Genomic DNA, 16987 nt, shown 5'->3' with positions numbered 1-16987 from the left:
GCTTTGCTAAGGCGCGGCGCAATTGCTAGAACGCCCGCTGATTTTGAAGGAAAGATTCATCCGATGTCGAAAGACCAGAAGGCCGCCACCAAGCCGGGTGCCGCCAAATCGGGCGCTGCCAGCGCGCCAGCCGCCGAAGCCACGGGCCGCGACTGGAGCAAGACGCTGTTTCTGCCCCAGACCGACTTTCCCATGCGCGCCGGATTGCCCGAGCTTGAGCCGAAGCTCCTGAAGCGCTGGGCCGACATCGGTCTCTATGAAAAGCTGCGTGCGGAATCGAAAGGCCGCGTGAAATTCACACTGCACGACGGCCCGCCCTATGCGAACGGCAACATCCACATCGGGCACGCGCTGAACAAGATCCTGAAGGACCTTGTCGTCAAATCGCAGCAGATGCTCGGCCACGATTCCAACTACGTGCCCGGCTGGGATTGCCACGGCCTGCCGATCGAATGGAAGATCGAGGAGCAGTATCGCGCCAAGGGCAAGGAGAAGCCGAACTTCCTCGATCCGGTCGCGATCAACGCCTTCCGCGATGAATGCCGCAAGTTCGCCGCGCACTGGCTCGACGTGCAGCGCGAGGAATTCAAACGTCTCGGCGTCGTCGGTGACTGGGCGCATCCCTATTCGACGATGGCCTACAACGCCGAAGCCATCATTGCACGCGAGGTGATGAAGTTCGCGGAAAGCGGCTTGCTCTATCGCGGCTCGAAGCCGGTGATGTGGAGCGTCGTCGAAAAAACGGCGCTCGCCGAGGCCGAGGTCGAATACCAGGACCACCAGTCCGACATGATCTGGGTGAAGTTTCCGGTGAAGCCGCTGTCGCCGAACGAGGAGCCGGCAACGAAAGATATCCCGCCGGAACTGCACCCTGAATTGACGCCGGAAAACTTAGAGGGCGCGTCGGTCGTCATCTGGACGACGACTCCGTGGACGATCCCGGGCAACCGCGCCATTAGCTTTTCCTCGCGCATCGCCTACGGTTTGTATGAAGTCACGGCCGCGCCCGAAAACAATTGGGCGAAGGTTGGCGATCGCTACATCCTCGCCGACAAGCTTGCCGCCGACGTGATGAAAGCGGCGAAGGTCGAAGCCTACGAGAAGCGCTGGAGCGTCAACGCGTTCGAGCTTCGCCACCTCGTCTGCGAGCACCCGCTCGCATCGCTCGGCTACACCTTCGACGTTCCGCTGCTCGACGGCGATCACGTCACCGACGATACCGGCACGGGCTTCGTGCACACCGCGCCCGGTCACGGCGCCGACGACTACAACATCTGGACAAAAAACCAGAAGGCGCTGCGCGACCGCGGCATCGACACGGAGGTTCCGTTCACTGTCGACGCCGACGGCGTGCTGACGAAGTCCGCGCCGGGCTTCGAAGGCAAACGCGTGCTGAAGGAGAACGGCGACAAGGGCGATGCCAACGACGCGGTCATCAAGGCGCTGGCCGAAGCGGGCAACATCATCGCGCGCGGACGCTTGAAGCATCAGTACCCGCATTCGTGGCGCTCAAAGAAGCCGGTCATCTTCCGCAACACGCCACAGTGGTTCATTTCGATGGACACTAAGTTGGCGCTCGGCGACTCCCCTGCGGGGAGCCGGCCGCCGAGCGCAGAGGATAATTCTCCGACGCTCCGCCATCTCGCCCTCGATGAAATCAAGCGCGTCGAATGGGTGCCGGCGGCGGGCGAGAACCGCATCACCGGCATGATCGAGAACCGCCCCGATTGGGTCGTGTCGCGCCAGCGTGCGTGGGGTGTGCCGATCACTGTTTTCCGCAATGTCGAAACGGATCAGGTCATCCCGGGTCCAGAGTTCAAGAAGTCCAACGAACTCGCCGCGCGCATCGAAAAAGCGTTCGCCGAAAAGGGCGCCGACGTCTGGTTCGAGGAAGGCGCGAAAGAGCGCTTCCTGAAAGGCCTCGTCGCCGACAAGGATCTGGCGAAGTGGGAACAGGTCAAGGACGTGCTCGACGTCTGGTTCGATTCAGGATCGACGCACGCCTTCACGCTCGAAGATCCGGTTGCGTTTCCCGGCTTCAAAGGTCTGCGCCGCAAGCGCGACGGCGGCCAGGATCGCGTCATGTATCTCGAAGGCTCGGACCAGCATCGCGGCTGGTTCCATTCTTCGCTGCTCGAGTCGTGCGGTACGCGTGGCGACGCCCCCTATGACGTCGTGCTGACGCACGGCTTCGTCCTCGACGAGAAGGGGCAGAAGATGTCGAAGTCCCTGGGCAATGTCGTCGCGCCTCAGGATGTGATCGCGAAGTCCGGCGCCGACATTCTGCGCCTTTGGGTTGCGGCCTCGGACTATTCCGACGATCTCCGCATCGGACCGGAAATCCTGAAGACGTTTTCGGAAACCTACCGCAAGCTGCGGAATACGCTGCGCTGGATGCTCGGCGCGCTCGCGCACTTCAAGCCAAGCGACGCGGTCGCGTTCAAGGACATGAAGCCGTTCGAGCTCGAGCGTCTGATGCTGCACCGGCTTGCCGAACTCGACCACGACGTTCGCAGAGCCTACGAGACTTACGACTATCGCAAGATCGTGGGCTTGCTCACGCAGTTCATGAACACGGAGCTTTCCGCGTTCTATTTCGATATCCGCAAGGACACGCTTTATTGCGAGCCGCCGTCAAGCCTGAAGCGCAAAGCCGCGCTGACGGTCATCGACAAGCTTTGCGATACGCTGCTCAAATGGCTTGCGCCGATCCTGTCGTTCACGGCGGAGGAAGCGTGGCTGCAGTATCGCCCGAACGGCGGCGAGAGCATCCACCTGTTGCCGTTCCCGAAAATCCCGCGCGAATGGCGTGACGACAATCTCGCCGCCAAGTGGGATCGCGTGAAGGAAGTCCGCAGCGTCGTGACGGGAGCGCTCGAGATCGAACGCGCCAACAAGAAAATCGGCTCATCGCTCGAAGCGGCGCCCGAAGTCTACGTCACCGATGCCGATCTGATGTCTGGCCTCGAAGGCGTCGACATGGCCGAGGTCTGCATCACGTCGGATATTTCGATCTCGGATAAAGCTGTGCCTGCCGGAGCGTTCACGCTGCCGAACGAGGACGGCGTCGGCGTCGTCGTCAAACGCGCGGAAGGCAAGAAGTGCGCGCGCTCCTGGCGCATCACGAACGACGTCGGGTCCGACCCCGCCTATCCCGATCTCTCGGCCCGGGACGCCGCCGCAGTCCGCGAACTCGACGCCGAGGCCGTCGCGTGATGGCATCCGCCGTCACCCCACCCCTAACCCCTCCCCGTCAAGGGGAGGGGAACGCGCGCGCTGCCCCTCATTGTTTGCACGCACCGATCGACCACTCCGCACACGATCTCGTTGCGAGTGAGCACTCCACGTCGCCAATCAAGGCGATGCATTCCCCCACGTCTCCCCTCCCCCTCGCGGGGAGGGGTCGGGGGTGGGGGGATCGCACCAAGCGCGATCGCGCGCTTTATCGCAATCATCGGCCGGGCATATTCCGAACTCTGCCATTCTCCCGGCGTGAAATCAGCTTAGCCGGTCGCCTCGCGCGCAGCATCTCCGCCAGCGTGCGACGGCAAAACAATGTCGAGCCAGCAGGAGCAGCATCATGAACGTCGAGCCTGTTCCTCAGGTGCAGCGTCCGAACAGCTTTATCTGGGGCCGCACCGCGCCGCTGGCGCTCGCCATCATCGTCGCGATCGTCGCCATCGACCAACTCCACAAGTGGTGGATGCTGTCCGTCTACGACATCGCCAATAAAGGCCGTGTGCAGATCTTTCCGTTCTTCGACATCACGTATGTCAAGAACATCGGCATCAGCTATTCGCTGTTCAATCAGGAAAGCCCGATCGGCCAGTATTTGTTGACGGGGTTCGCGCTCTTCGCGAGCACATGTCTCTGGCTTTGGCTCAATCGCTCCGGCGCCAGCCGCCTGATGTCGATCGGACTCGGACTGATCATTGGCGGTGCGGTCGGTAACGCCATCGACCGCCTGCGTCTCGGCGGCGTCGCGGACTTCTTCTCGCTCCACGCCTATGGCTACTACTGGTACGTCTTCAACATCGCTGACGTGGCCATCGTTGCTGGCGTTCTGGTCCTGTTGTATGAGTCCTTCTGGGGCGAGTCGCATTAGCGCCGCAAATGTCGTGATACTGCCGCATGTTCGGGCGTAGCGGCCGCTGGGGTTACGGGGATCTGTATGCCTTTGAAATCATACGCAAAAGCATTGCTGCTTGCGCCTCTTGGTGTGGCTGTGCTTGCGGTTTCGGGCTGCGGATTCGATGGCGTCCAGCTCAACGGCAAGATCTTCGACGCCGTCGGCCTGAACGATACCTCGGCGCCGAAAGAGCCTAAGCTGGCCGCTCGTCAGCCGCTCGTGGTGCCTCCGGGCCTCGAAGCGCTCCCGCCGCCGGGAAGCGGCAAGCCCAATCAGCCGGAGTTGGCGGTTCAGGACGTTGACGCCAAGAGAGGCGTCTCGAAGGCCGAACTTCAGAGGCAGCAGGATGCCTACTGCAAGGTCAACTACACCGACGCCAAAGCCAGAGGTGACTCGACCGCCGATTCGGCGTCGGGCCCACTCGGATCATGCCACCCGTCCATCTTGACCGGCGTCAAGAAGTGGATGGCGTCGGGCAGTAGCGACGAAGGCGACGACGATACGCAGACGCAGTAATCGTCGCGCCGCGATCAAAAGTTGTTGGCGAATATAAACGCCTGAAACATCCGCATCTTGCTCACGTCAGATGAACGCCTTGTCATTTGACTTTTAGACTGCCGAACCCGCTCATGGGCCCGGCTTCGCGGACCGTCGTTTCACTCACCGGAATGCACGACGCGAAAAATAGTCCCCGCATATGGGGACGCCGCTATCATCCGAAAAAGGTAGGCAACCCGCATGCCGTTGCGTACCGTCGAAGGACCCACGATATGCGTCTTGTGACGTTCCCCCGGTTCCGCTTCTTAACCATTTTGGCGCTCTCCATGCTCGCATTGACACCTGAAGCTTACGCCGTCGACACCGCCACCCGCGCGACCGAGTTCAAGCTCGCGAACGGCATGGATGTCGTCGTCATTCCCGACCACCGTTCGCCGGTCGTGACGCACATGGTCTGGTACCGCGTCGGCGCCGCCGATGAAGTGCGCGGGAAATCGGGCATCGCGCATTTTCTCGAGCATCTGATGTTCAAGTCGACCGATAAAATTCCAGTCGGCGAATTCTCGAAAATCGTGAGCCGTCTCGGCGGTCAGGACAACGCCTTCACCGGCCACGACACGACGGCTTACTTTCAGCGTGTCGCCAAGGATCGCCTCGGCAAGATGATGGAGATGGAAGCTGACCGCATGGTCAATCTCCGTCTCGACGAAAAGGAAGTTCTGACCGAGCGCGACGTGATCCTCGAGGAGCGCCGCTCGCGCATCGACAACAATCCGTCCGCGCTGCTCGACGAGCAGATGAACGCCGCGCTGTATCTGAACGATCCCTACGGCACGCCGGTCATCGGCTGGTATCATGAGATGCAGAAGCTTTCGCGTCAGGACGCGCTGACGTTCTACAAGCACTATTACGCGCCGAATAACGCCATCCTGATCGTGTCGGGCGACGTCACGCCGGACGAGGTCAAGACGCTGGCGGAAGCATCCTACGGCAAAATCCCGAACAATCCGGACGTCACGACCGTTCGTCATCGTCCGAGCGACCCGCCGCCGCTCGCGCCGCGCCGGCTCGAAATTAAAGATCCGCGCGCCGGCAACTATTCGCTGCAGCGCTATTATCTGACGCCAAGCTACGTGACCGCGAAGCCCGGCGAAGCCGAAGCTCTCGATCTGCTGATGAAGATCACCGGCTCCGGCACGACCAGCCGCATCTATAAAAAGCTCGTCGTCGAGTCGAAGCTCGCGACCAGCGCCGGCGGCGACTATTCGGGCTCCAATCTCGATAGTGGCAACATCTCGCTCTACGCGGTCGCAGCCGACGGCGTACCGCTGCCGAAAGTCGAAGCCGCGATCGACGACGTGCTCGCCGAAGTCGCCAAGAACGGCGTGACCGAAGCCGAGCTGGCACGCGCGAAGCGCAGCTATCTCGCCGACTACATTTACGAGAGCGACAATCAGGCGACGCTGGCACGCCGCTACGGCTGGAACCTCGCGATCGGACGCACCGTCGCCGACGTCGAAAATTGGCCGGCCGCGATTTCCAAAGTCACCGCCGACGACATCAAAAAGGTTGCGGGCGAATACCTCAATCTCAAGGCTTCCGTGACGGGCTACCTGATCCCCGACCAAAGCGGCGTCGCGCAGGCGCAAGACGCCCCTCCGCCGTCTGCAAACAGCGAACTGAGGTGATTTGATGCAGATCCTGTCCCGTGGGATTGCTACGGCGGGTCGCGCCGTGGCACGTCACAACATCGCTTTGACCTTGGCGATGGTGACGTCTATCGCGCTTCTTTCATTCACTCGTCCGGCGGCAGCAATGAACATTCAGCAGATTACATCGCCGGGCGGCATCCAGGCCTGGCTCGTCGAAGAGCGCAGCGTTCCTCTCATCTCGATGCGCTACGCCTTCGACGGCGGCAGCAGCCAGGACCCTGAAGGCAAGCCGGGGGTTGCCAATTTCATCACCGCGATGATGGACGAAGGCGCCGGCGATCTGACTTCGGAAGAGTATCAGGAGCGCGTGGAAGATATTTCCATGCGCATGAGCTACGACGATACGAAGGACTCGCTGTACGGCTCCTTCGAGACGTTGAGCGCCAACCGCGACAAGGCCGTCGAGCTTCTGAAGCTTTCGGTTCAGAAGCCGCGCTTTGACGATGACGCCGTCCAGCGCATCCGTCAGCAGCTGGTCGCCAATATCATCTACTCCGATAAGGACCCGACGAAGGTCGCGATGCGCGAATGGTACGCGCAGGCGTTCGCGGGCCATCCGTATGCTCGTCCGTCGAGCGGCACGGCGGAAACCGTTTCGAAGATCAATCGCGACGATCTCATCGCCTATCACAAGCGTATTTTCGCGCGCGATAACTTGAAGATCGTCGCCGTTGGCGACATCACGCCCGCCGAGCTTGGCAAGCTCATCGACGATGTGTTCGGCAATCTTCCGGCGAAAGCCGAGCTCATGCCTGTCGCCAAGACGGAGCCGACGGGCGGCAGTCAGCGCGTGATCGAGATGGGCGTGCCGCAATCGGTCGCGATCTTCGGGCTCGGCGCAATGCCGCGCAAAGACCCCGACTTCATGGCGGCTTTCATCATCAATCACATCCTCGGCGGCGGCGGCTTTTCCGCCAAGCTGATGGAAGAGGTGCGCGAGAAACGCGGTCTCGCCTACTCGGTTTACAGCTACGTTCAGCCCGACAAGATCACGTCGATCCTCGTCGGCAGCGTGGCGACCAAGAACGCGTCCATGAGCGAAAGCCTCGACATCATCCGCAACGAGATGAAGAAGATGGCCGAGAACGGACCGACGGAAGCCGATCTCGACGCCGCGAAATCGTATCTGACCGGCTCGTACGCGCTGCGCTTCGACACGAACTCGAAAATCGCTTCGCAGCTTCTGGGTCTGATGCAGGAAGGCTTCGGCCCGGACTACGTCGAGAACCGCAACAAGATGATCGATGCGGTAACGTTGGCCGATGCCAAGCGCGTCGCCGCGCGCCTTCTGAAATCCAACGACCTGATCGTCACGGTGGTCGGCAAGCCGGATGGAATGAAGTCGGAAATTCCGGCGGCTCAAAGCCGCGTCGCAGCGCCGACGCGCGGCTGAATTAAGGCCCCGCCGAATAAATTTGGTGGGGCCTTCCGCCTCTTGGCCGTGCTCCTGAAATGGGCTACGCGGGAACCGGTTTTCAGCCGGGAGCGTTTGAAGCGCCATGCAGGACGTGCAGCACGACGGAAGCAATTTCCAGCAGAACATTGGCGGATGTCTTGAAGCGGCGATCGGCGAGCACGGTCTCGCGCCGTCCGCGTACGCCGCTTGGCTGCAGCGCATCGAGCCGCACGTCGCGACGCTGAAGGACGACTATCGCGAGAATCGGCTGGCGCTGCTGCGCATCGTCGAGGACACCGCCGACATCGACGCCGCCGAAGCCGCGCTTGCCCGGTTGAGCGAGGGCGCGGAGAAGCTGATATTTTTCGGCACCGGCGGATCGAGCCTCGGCGGGCAGACGCTGGCGCAACTCGCCGGGTGGAAAATTCCCGGCGTCGTGACCGAAGCCCAGAAGTTGCGCCCGCGCACACGCTTCTATGACAATCTCGATGGCGAAACGCTCGCAGGAGTTTTGAGCACCGTCGACCTCGCTAAGACGCGCTTTATCGTGACGTCGAAATCGGGCGGCACCGCTGAAACATTGGCGCAGGCCATCGCAACGCTCTCCGCCGTGAAGGCAGCCGGCCTCGAAGCGCAGATCCCGAACCTGTTTCTCGGCATCACCGAGCCGGAAAAGCCCGGCAAGGCGAACGGCCTCCGCACGCTCTTCGCGAAATTCAACATTCCGATGCTCGAGCATCACACCGGCATCGGCGGCCGCTTCTCGTGTTTGACGAACGTCGGCCTGATGCCCGCAATCGCGCGCGGCCTCGACGTGCGCGCCATTCGCGCCGGAGCCAAGTCGGTCGTGGATGCGCTTCTTGCTTCGAAGAACGCTGAAGATTTTGCGCCCGCCGTCGGGGCTGCGACCGCCGTCGCGTTGTCGAAAGAGAAAGGCATCAAGACGCTCGTCATGATGCCGTACGCAGATCGCCTTGGCCGTCTCGCCGCCTGGTTCGTGCAACTCTGGGCGGAAAGCCTGGGCAAAGGCGGCGAGGGCACATCGCCCATCGGCGCGCTCGGCCCCCTCGATCAGCACAGCCAGTTGCAACTGTTCATGGACGGCCCGCGCGAGCACTATCTGACGATCATTCGCGTCGCGAGCCAGGGCGTCGGCCCGAAGATCGACGCCAGTCTCGCGAAGCTGGCGGGCGCCGATATGCTCGGCGGCCACACCATCGGCGACATCGTTGCCGCGCAGGCGCACGCGGTGCCCGAAGCGCTGGCCCGCGCCGGCCGGCCGGTGCGCACAATCGACCTTGCAAAACTCGATGAAAAAACGCTCGGCGCGCTGCTGATGCACTTTATGATCGAAACGATTCTCGCAGGCCGCCTGCTTGGGCTCGATCCGTTCGACCAGCCCGCCGTCGAGCTTGCCAAAGTCCTGACCAGGGAGCGCCTCGCCAAGGGCGCTTAACGCGCCCTTTGCATCGAGGAGACGGTCGCCGTGGCGATCCGCCAGCTCAGTCCCGAGACGGTGAACCGCATCGCAGCGGGCGAGGTGATCGAGCGCCCGGCGAGCGTCGTCAAGGAACTCGTCGAGAACGCCATCGATTCCGGCGCGACGCACATTGAAATCGTCGTGACCGACGGTGGCTTATCGCTGATCCGCGTAACCGACGACGGCTCCGGCATGAACGCAGACGATCTGGCGCTCGCCGTCGAACGTCACGCCACCTCGAAGCTCGACGAGGAAGATCTTTTCGACATTCGCTCGCTCGGCTTTCGCGGCGAAGCGCTGCCATCCATCGGCTCGATTGCCGAACTGGAAATTCGCTCGCGTCGGCGCGACAGCGAACAGGGGTTTTCAATCCGCGTCATGCGCGGCGCGAAGGAGAGCATCAAACCGGCAGCGGCCAATTCCGGAACGATCGTCGAGGTTCGCGATCTTTTTTCGGCGACGCCTGCGCGTCTCAAGTTCCTGAAGTCGGAACGCGCCGAGACGATGGCCGTCACCGACGTCGTTCGCCGTCTCGCGATGGCGCATCCCGAAATCGGATTCACGCTGCAGACCGGCGAGAAGCGACCAGTCGTTTATCCGCGCGGCGAGCGTTCGTCCTCGGCCTGGCTCGAACGCCTTGGCGCAATCATGGGGCATGAGTTCATGGCCGATGCGCTGGAGATTTCTGGCGGCGGCAGCGGCGCGCTCGGGCCGATGCGCGTGTTCGGCTTCATCGGTCTGCCGACGTTGCACCGAGCAGACAGCATGCAGCAATTCCTGTTCGTCAACGGCCGCTCGGTGAAGGACAAGCTGTTGATCGGTGCGATCCGCGCCGCCTATGGCGATTTGATTCCGCGCGGGCGCTCACCGCTGCTGGCGATTTTTCTCGACGTCGCGCCGCCCGATGTTGACGTGAACGTGCACCCGGCGAAAGCCGAGGTCCGGTTTCGCGACGCGGGCCGCGTGCGCAGCCTGATGATCGGCGCAATGCGACAGGCATTGGAAGCAGCCGGGCATCGCGCTTCGGCACAAGGCGGTGTGCTGACGATCGAGACCTTTTCAGCCGGCGTGCTTCCGAGTGCGCCGCCCGCGCTTCCGCCGCAGACTGCGGCTTTCGCGGAACCCGCACCCGTTGCCTTCGCGGAAATAGATACGCCAAGCGCCGACATGCGGGCGCCGGAACCGGAACGGCACGAGCAGACGATCGACAAGCCGCTCGGCGCGGTGCGTGCGCAAGTGCACGAGAATTACATCGTGGCGCAGACGCGTGACGGCCTCGTCATCGTCGATCAACACGCCGCGCACGAACGTCTGGTTTATGAGAAATTCAAAGTCGCGCTGACGAACGGCGGAGTGGCGACGCAGGGGCTTCTCATACCCGCGATCGTCACGCTCGATCCCGACGATGCAGAGCTACTGTGTACTCGCGCCGATGAACTCGCCGAGCTCGGACTGGTGCTCGAAAGTTTTGGGGAAGGCGCCGTCGCGGTCCGCGAGACGCCCGCGCTACTCGGCGATACCGACATCGACGGGCTCGTGAAGGATCTCGCCGCTGAGCTTCGCGCCGACGGAACGGCGCGCGCGTTGAAGGATCGTCTGGAAGCCGTCGCGTCGCGCATGGCGTGTCACGGCAGCGTGCGCTCGGGGCGGCGCTTGACGGTCGAGGAAATGAACGCGCTTCTCCGCCAGATGGAGGCGACGCCCTATTCCGGCCAATGCAATCACGGCCGCCCGACCTACGTCGCGCTCAAACTCTCCGACATCGAACGACTGTTCGGGAGACGATAGGCGCTTGCGGCCGGCTGCGCGGAGCGCAGTCGCAAGCGCCAACAAAAAAGGCGTTAGCCGCCCGCTGCGTGGAGCTATCACCCTTGCCGTCATCCTCGGCCGAGCCGCGTCTTGCGCGGCGAAGGCCGGGGATCCAGCGCAAAATGCGCCGAAGGCTCAAAACAAATGAAGATGTGCGATGCGATGTGCGCGCAAATCCCCGAGCAGGTCTAACAGGTCGCCCGCTCGAGGATGACGTGCAGTTACTTAGTGATCGCCGCTTTCGTCCGCGCTTTCCGCGTTGAGCTGGCCGTAGTTCTCGATGCCGATGCGCGACAGCAGATCGAGCTGCGTCTCGAGGAAGTCGATGTGGCCTTCCTCATCCTTCAGCAGGCTTTCGAACAGGTCCATCGTCACGTAGTCGCCGAGGTCGCGACAGATCTCGCGCGATTTCTTGTAGTGATCGCGAGCGATGTTCTCGCCCTTGAGATCGCATTCCAGAACTTCTTTCAGGTTCTCGCCGATCATCAGCGGCGCGACGTGCTGCAGGTTGGGATGTCCGTCGAGGAAGATGATGCGGTCGATCAGCCGGTCCGCATGCTCCATTTCCTCGATCGATTCCTTGCGCTCTTTCTTGGCGAGCTTCTTAAATCCCCAGTTGTCCAGGAGGCGATAATGCAACCAATACTGATTGATAGCGCCCAGCTCGAGCTTCAATGCCTCATTGAGCCGTGTGATGACTTCTTTGTTGCCCTTCATGTGCCGCTCCAAGCCGAAATGCGCCAGCGCTCTGGCTAAACCAGAACTGTTCTAAACTAGACCGGTATCGGATTGGAATAAAAAAATCCGCGGCCGCAACGTGTGTCGCAGCCCCTGACGGTTTTTCCAGCTTTTTTGGATCAGGCGACGGCGGTCGCTGTGGAAAGCCGACGATTGGCGTAGGCGTCGTCGATGCGGCGCTGACGGCGCTCGCGGCGTTCTTCGATGCGGATCAGCTTGGCGCGCGCTTCGGCAAGAGCGAACGGGCATACGCGGGTGGTTTGTTCGAGGCGGTCCATCGCGGCGTAAATCGTGCTCACGGCAACGGGAGCGCAGCGGCAGCAGTTCATTTTCTTGTTGAGATGGCGGAAAACGACGCCTGGCGTCGGCAGCAGTCCGGGGTCCGAACTCATGATTTCCGAGACGGCAATCTCGATATCCCGATCAGAGATAACGGCGCACGAACAAATGATCACGTTTCGGCTCCAATCAATCGGGGTTCAAGGCCCCGGCATCGGATACCCGCGAGGGTAACTTGGCTCTTAGTTGCGCGAAAAAGTATACATTAGTCAAGTCAACTTTTAACATCTTAGACATAGTGCAAAAAGCCACCAAATTAAAGCGTTTCCGGCGATTGTTGGGGCCGTAATTACACGGGGAGGATGCACGTAGATCGCTGTTCGCCTAAGGTTGATCCAGGCGGTGGGAGGCGAATGCGGCATCGATGAAAATAGCTCTGATTTTACTGCGAGATTCGGCTTGGCTCCGCCGCCCGATGAGTCGTGCAGCCCACGTCAGGATGCCGCAGCGTGCGGAGCAGGCACAGGCGCACCGTCCGTCAGCGGAACGGCCCGCGTCGCTGTGACCTCCCAGACCTCAAACCGCGATGCCGAATCCAGCCTATTCGGCCCCATCGTCACAATCGGCGTCCTGTTCTTCATCTTCGGCTTCGTGACCTGGCTGAACGGGCCTCTGATCACCTTCGTCAAGCTCGCCTTCGACCTCGACGATGTGAACGCCTTCCTGGTGCCGATGGCATTCTACCTCTCGTATTTTTTCCTGGCGCTGCCGTCGTCCGCAGTGCTGCGCCGGACGGGCATGAAGAAGGGCATGGCACTCGGTTTGTTCGTCATGGCTGCCGGAGCCGTCGTCTTCGGTCACTTCACCACAGCGCGGCAATACCCTGGCACGCTCACAGGATTGTTCGTGATCGGCGCGGGGCTGTCTCTGCTGCAAACGGCGTCCAATCCCTACGTTTGCATTCTAGGGCCAAGCGAAAGTGCGGCGCGGCGCATCGCGGTCATGGGCATCTGCAATAAATTCGCGGGAGTCCTCGCGCCGCTCGTTTTCGGCGCGCTCGTCCTTTACGGCCTCGATCACTTCGATGCGCGTGTGAAAGCCGCGCCGACGCCGGCCGCACGCGAGGCTCTGCTCGATGCCTTCGCCGCGCAGGTCTATGGCCCGTACATGATCATGGCGGGGCTGCTGGCGGCGCTGGCGATCTGGATCGCGCGCTCCAATCTGCCGGACGTTCGCACCCAGGACGCAGGCAGTAGCAGTGCGACGGAAATCTCCGCGCAGCATCAGAGCATCTTCCGCTTTCCCCATCTCTGGCTCGGCGTGTTGTGCCTGTTTCTGTACGTCGGCCTCGAGGTCTTGGCGGGCGATGCGATCGGCATCTACGGCGCAGGCTTCGGCCTCCCGCTCGATGCGACGCGGCTGTTCACGTCCTACACGTTGTTCGCGATGCTCGTCGGCTACGTCGCCGGACTGCTGCTGATCCCGAAGTTCGCGTCACAACAGGCTTATCTCGCCATCTCGGCGGCCCTTGGCGTCGTCCTGGCGATCGGAGCGTATCTGACGACCGGCTACGTCTCCGTCGGCTTCATCGCCAGCCTCGGCTTCGCTAACGCAATGATGTGGCCGGCGATCTTCCCGCTCGCGATCCGCGATCTTGGGCGACATACGGAAACCGGCTCGGCGCTGCTGGTCATGGGCGTCGTCGGCGGCGCGCTGATGCCCTACGCCTTCGCGCTTTTGAAGCAGCACATCGATTTCCAGCTCGCGTATCTCATCCTCGCCGTGCCGAGCTACCTGTACATCCTGCACTACGGTCTGAGCGGTCACAGCCACGCGCCCGCCCCGGCTGCCAAATAATTTAACCCGGGTAGTATTGCTATTTATATTTTACCCGGGTAAATAGCCTCCAGTCAAAACTGGAGCGGTGGCCGATGCAGGAACCATCTCAATTCACGGCCTTCGACGGCGACATGAAGTTGGCGACCGGCTCCAGGTCCGAGTTGACCGTCGCAATCAACGCGCGCCTGTCGCGCCAGCCTGACGCAGCCATCCTGATCTTTGATGATACAACCGGCACCCAGGTCGATTTCGATCTGCGAGACACCGGACAGCCGACCTCGCGACCTGCAGCAGACGAGACGCGTGGCCCGGGACGGCCCAAGCTCGGCGTCGTTGCGCGCGAGGTAACGCTGCTGCCGCGCCATTGGGACTGGCTGGCGAAACAGCCGGGCGGCGCCTCGGTAACGCTACGCAAGCTCGTCGAGGACGCGCGTCGCGCGAACACCGGCGTCACAAACGCACGTGACGCGCAGGAACGCGCCTACAAGTTCATGTCGGCGATGGCGGGCAATCGTCCAGGCTTCGAAGAGGCGATGCGTGCGCTGTTCGCGAAGGACCGCCCGGCCTTCGAGAAACTCATTCGCGATTGGCCGCCGGGCATCCGCGACTATGCCGATACGCTCGCAGCTGGAGCATTCGCAGCGGCCGGTTGATAGACACGATTTTCGGCGGGCTGCCGCTGCACCGTTCGTTTGAGGTACGAGGTCACGGTCCGCGCCACCGGCGACGCAAACAGAATGTTGCGATGGCCTAGCCCGTTGAACGAGTGAAGTTCCATATCCGGCACGCTGTCGACGATTTCTTCGGCGCAACGGAACGGCACGTCGGCATCATCCGGCGCGTGAATGACGAGGCCGCTGAGGCCGCTCGCCGGAAGCAGTTTCGCCGCCGCAAAACAATTGAGCGAGCGTCCGCCAAGTCTTTCAAGCCGATGCTCGAACGCGCGGCGGCCGTCAGGATCCAGTTCCCAATGCCGCGAGAAATGATCCGTGACATCCGAGAGATGGTTGGGACTGGCGATCAGCGCGATGTGCTTTGTCTTCAGCTTGCCCTGCATCGGCGCGTGGCCTTCGGCAGCGACGAGTGAGATCAGTCCGCCGAACGAATGCGTGACGAGCGCGTGAACGGGGCCGAGTTGCTCGGCAACAGAAACTGTCGCGCGTGCGCAGTCGATGAGGTTCGTCGAACGGCCGCTGCTCAGCCCATGCGCAGGCAGATCGAATAGCGCGACGCGAAAACCTCTGCGCCGTATCGCTTCGGCCATCGCCGTCATGAAGGAAGACTCGCCCGTCCATCCGTGCACGATCAGGACGATGTCGTCCGCAATCTGCTCGTCGGGCTCGAAGACATACGTCTGCACCTCGCCGACGGGCGTCTCGAGGCGCTCCCAATGCGCATTGCGCAGATGATAGCGCGCCCGCTCGGTAAGCTGATGATGGTTCACGGCGCGTCGTTCGGAAATCGCAGGCGTGCAGAAAACGCGAAACGCAGCGTCGCCTGCGACAGCGGACGGCAATCCGCGGAAACGCCTCTCACTCCAGATTTCGCTCGGCAGCCAGACCATGACCTATCATCCGATCACGTCCCAATTACCGCAAGTCACACACAAAAGGATTGGAAACGGTTCGTTCAAGATAGGCCGGATGGATAAGGTGTCCTTAACCAACTCGCGATGCGATGGATCAATCGGCCGAATCCGCCGCGCTATGTGAGCCGGAGAAACCGGACTTCCGTTTCGCCCCAGCTTCGCGAGTCGATCTGTTCCAGCCTCGAAGGCAGCGCGAGAGCCAGTCCCGCCTTTTCTTCCAGAATGCAGATCGCGCCGGGCTTCAGCCAGTTTCCATCGACAAGGCCCGCAAGTGCCTTTTCGCCCAAGCCTTTGCCATAAGGCGGATCGAGAAATGCGAGCCCGTAAGGCTCCATGTTCCCGGCCGGTCCGAGATCGGTGGCGTCGCGGCGGAAAATGCGCGTCTCGCCCGTGAGCCCCAGAGCTTCGACGTTGCGGCGGATGAGTGCTCGCGCGTCTGCCGCTTCTTCGACGAACAGACAGAAAGCCGCGCCGCGCGACACCGCCTCGATGCCGAGCGCGCCCGTACCGGCAAAAAGATCGATGACCCGCGCACCGGCGAGCGTGAAATCTTCGATGCCGTGCATCAGAATATTGAACACGCTTTCGCGCACACGATCAGACGTCGGACGAATACCCATGTCGTCCGGCGCGACGAGTGCCCGGCCGCGAAAACGTCCTGCGACGACTCTCATTCGTCGCGGCTCCCGCTCGCCGCCTTGCCGCGCGCATGGCGTTCCTTGCGCTCTTCCTGGCTCTCGGAAAGTCCGAGGCTCGCGGCAGCTTTCGGCCCGAGCTGCGCGACGAGCACGCGGCGGCGCACGGCTTCCACCGCGCCCGGCGCAAGGTCGAGCAATTGGAACGGTCCGAACGACACGCGGATCAGCCGGTTCACCGTCAAACCGAGGTAAGCCAGCACGTTGCGAACCTCGCGGTTCTTGCCTTCGCGGATCGAGATCGACAGCCACGAATTCGCGCCTTGCACGGTATCGACGGAAGCTTCGATCGGCCCATAGCTGACGCCGTCGATCTCGACGCCGTCCTTGAGCTTGGCGAGGTCGGCGGGCGTAACCCGGCCCTTGGCGCGCACCCTGTAACGCCGCACCCAGCCGTTGGCGGGAAGTTCGAAATGCCGCGCCAGCGCCCCATCGGTCGTCAGCAGCAGCAGTCCTTCCGTATTGAAATCGAGGCGGCCGATCGAAATCACGCGCGGCATTTCCGGCGGCAGCTTTTCGAACACCGTCGGGCGCCCCTGTGGGTCCGAATGGGTGGTGACGACGCCCTTTGGCTTGTGATAGCGCCAGAGCTGGGGCGTCGACGCGGCCGGCAGCGGTTTGCCGTCGACGATGACCTTGTCTTTCGGGCCAACCTCGCAGGCGGGCGTTTTCAGCAGCTTACCGTTGACGCTGACACGCCCATCGGCGATCCAGCGTTCGGCCTCGCGGCGCGAGCAAAGCCCGGCGCGCGCCATCGCCTTGGCGATGCGCATCGGACCGTCGCGCGTTTCTGCGGTATTGGAAGTGATCGGTTTGGCCATTTC

14 protein-coding genes are annotated in these 16987 nt (G+C 62.1%); 9 read left to right on the top strand and 5 right to left on the bottom strand.

Annotation, left to right across the window (positions count from 1 at the left end; genetic code table 11):
- Positions 1-63: 63 nt before the first annotated feature.
- The 7 genes from ileS (at position 64) to mutL (ending at position 11003) form a co-directional block, all read left to right on the top strand.
- Positions 64-3216, top strand: a complete 3153-nt coding sequence (ileS, locus tag HDEN_RS12865) for an isoleucine--tRNA ligase (RefSeq protein WP_013216562.1) — start codon at positions 64-66, stop codon at positions 3214-3216.
- Positions 3217-3580: 364 nt separating this feature from the next.
- A complete protein-coding gene (lspA, locus tag HDEN_RS12860) occupies positions 3581-4105 on the top strand; it encodes a signal peptidase II (protein ID WP_013216561.1) in 525 nt (174 codons plus the stop codon).
- Between the two features lie 66 nt (positions 4106-4171).
- A complete protein-coding gene (locus tag HDEN_RS12855; RefSeq protein ID WP_013216560.1) occupies positions 4172-4645 on the top strand; it encodes a hypothetical protein in 474 nt (157 codons plus the stop codon).
- 254 nt (positions 4646-4899) lie between these two features.
- Positions 4900-6315: a M16 family metallopeptidase gene (locus HDEN_RS12850; protein WP_013216559.1), complete on the top strand. Its 1416-nt coding sequence runs from the start codon at positions 4900-4902 to the stop codon at positions 6313-6315.
- A 4-nt stretch (positions 6316-6319) separates the two neighbouring features.
- Positions 6320-7732 carry a M16 family metallopeptidase gene (locus HDEN_RS12845; RefSeq protein WP_013216558.1) on the top strand — a complete coding sequence of 471 codons (1413 nt, stop codon included), beginning with the start codon at positions 6320-6322 and terminating at the stop codon, positions 7730-7732.
- A gap of 106 nt (positions 7733-7838) precedes the next feature.
- On the top strand, positions 7839-9191 hold the full coding sequence (locus HDEN_RS12840) for a glucose-6-phosphate isomerase (protein ID WP_013216557.1): 1353 nt from the start codon (positions 7839-7841) through the stop codon (positions 9189-9191).
- A gap of 30 nt (positions 9192-9221) precedes the next feature.
- Positions 9222-11003 carry a DNA mismatch repair endonuclease MutL gene (gene mutL, locus HDEN_RS12835; protein ID WP_013216556.1) on the top strand — a complete coding sequence of 594 codons (1782 nt, stop codon included), beginning with the start codon at positions 9222-9224 and terminating at the stop codon, positions 11001-11003.
- 246 nt (positions 11004-11249) lie between these two features.
- On the opposite strand, the gene bfr is transcribed toward mutL, so the two are convergent.
- Together bfr and HDEN_RS12825 are read right to left on the bottom strand one after the other, a co-directional pair.
- Entirely contained in the window at positions 11250-11741 is a 492-nt protein-coding gene (bfr, locus tag HDEN_RS12830) for a bacterioferritin (protein WP_013216555.1), read from the bottom strand.
- 140 nt (positions 11742-11881) lie between these two features.
- Positions 11882-12217, bottom strand: coding sequence for a (2Fe-2S)-binding protein (locus HDEN_RS12825; protein ID WP_013216554.1), 336 nt, complete (start codon positions 12215-12217; stop codon positions 11882-11884).
- 385 nt (positions 12218-12602) lie between these two features.
- On the opposite strand from HDEN_RS12825, the gene HDEN_RS12820 reads away from it, so the two are divergent.
- Together HDEN_RS12820 and HDEN_RS12815 are read left to right on the top strand one after the other, a co-directional pair.
- Positions 12603-13898 (top strand): sugar MFS transporter, encoded by a 1296-nt coding sequence (locus HDEN_RS12820; protein WP_041922031.1) that lies wholly within the window; start codon positions 12603-12605, stop codon positions 13896-13898.
- Positions 13899-13972: 74 nt separating this feature from the next.
- Positions 13973-14533 (top strand): DUF2239 family protein, encoded by a 561-nt coding sequence (locus HDEN_RS12815; RefSeq protein WP_013216552.1) that lies wholly within the window; start codon positions 13973-13975, stop codon positions 14531-14533.
- Here the strand turns inward: HDEN_RS12815 and HDEN_RS12810 are convergent.
- From HDEN_RS12810 to HDEN_RS12800, 3 genes are all read right to left on the bottom strand, one after another.
- Positions 14488-15444 (bottom strand): alpha/beta fold hydrolase, encoded by a 957-nt coding sequence (locus tag HDEN_RS12810; protein ID WP_013216551.1) that lies wholly within the window; start codon positions 15442-15444, stop codon positions 14488-14490. The two genes, HDEN_RS12815 and HDEN_RS12810, sit on opposite strands and share 46 nt — an antisense overlap.
- A 140-nt stretch (positions 15445-15584) precedes the next feature.
- Positions 15585-16142: a 16S rRNA (guanine(966)-N(2))-methyltransferase RsmD gene (gene rsmD / locus HDEN_RS12805; protein WP_013216550.1), complete on the bottom strand. Its 558-nt coding sequence runs from the start codon at positions 16140-16142 to the stop codon at positions 15585-15587.
- On the bottom strand, positions 16139-16984 hold the full coding sequence (locus tag HDEN_RS12800) for a pseudouridine synthase (protein ID WP_245256637.1): 846 nt from the start codon (positions 16982-16984) through the stop codon (positions 16139-16141). Before HDEN_RS12800 ends, rsmD begins: the two co-directional genes overlap by 4 nt.
- Positions 16985-16987 lie beyond the last annotated feature (3 nt).

Origin of the sequence: Hyphomicrobium denitrificans ATCC 51888, assembly GCF_000143145.1 — a bacterium.
Classification (GTDB): domain Bacteria; phylum Pseudomonadota; class Alphaproteobacteria; order Rhizobiales; family Hyphomicrobiaceae; genus Hyphomicrobium_B; species Hyphomicrobium_B denitrificans.
Note: the sequence above shows the minus strand (reverse complement) of the source record. Positions and strands in the feature narration are given on the sequence as shown.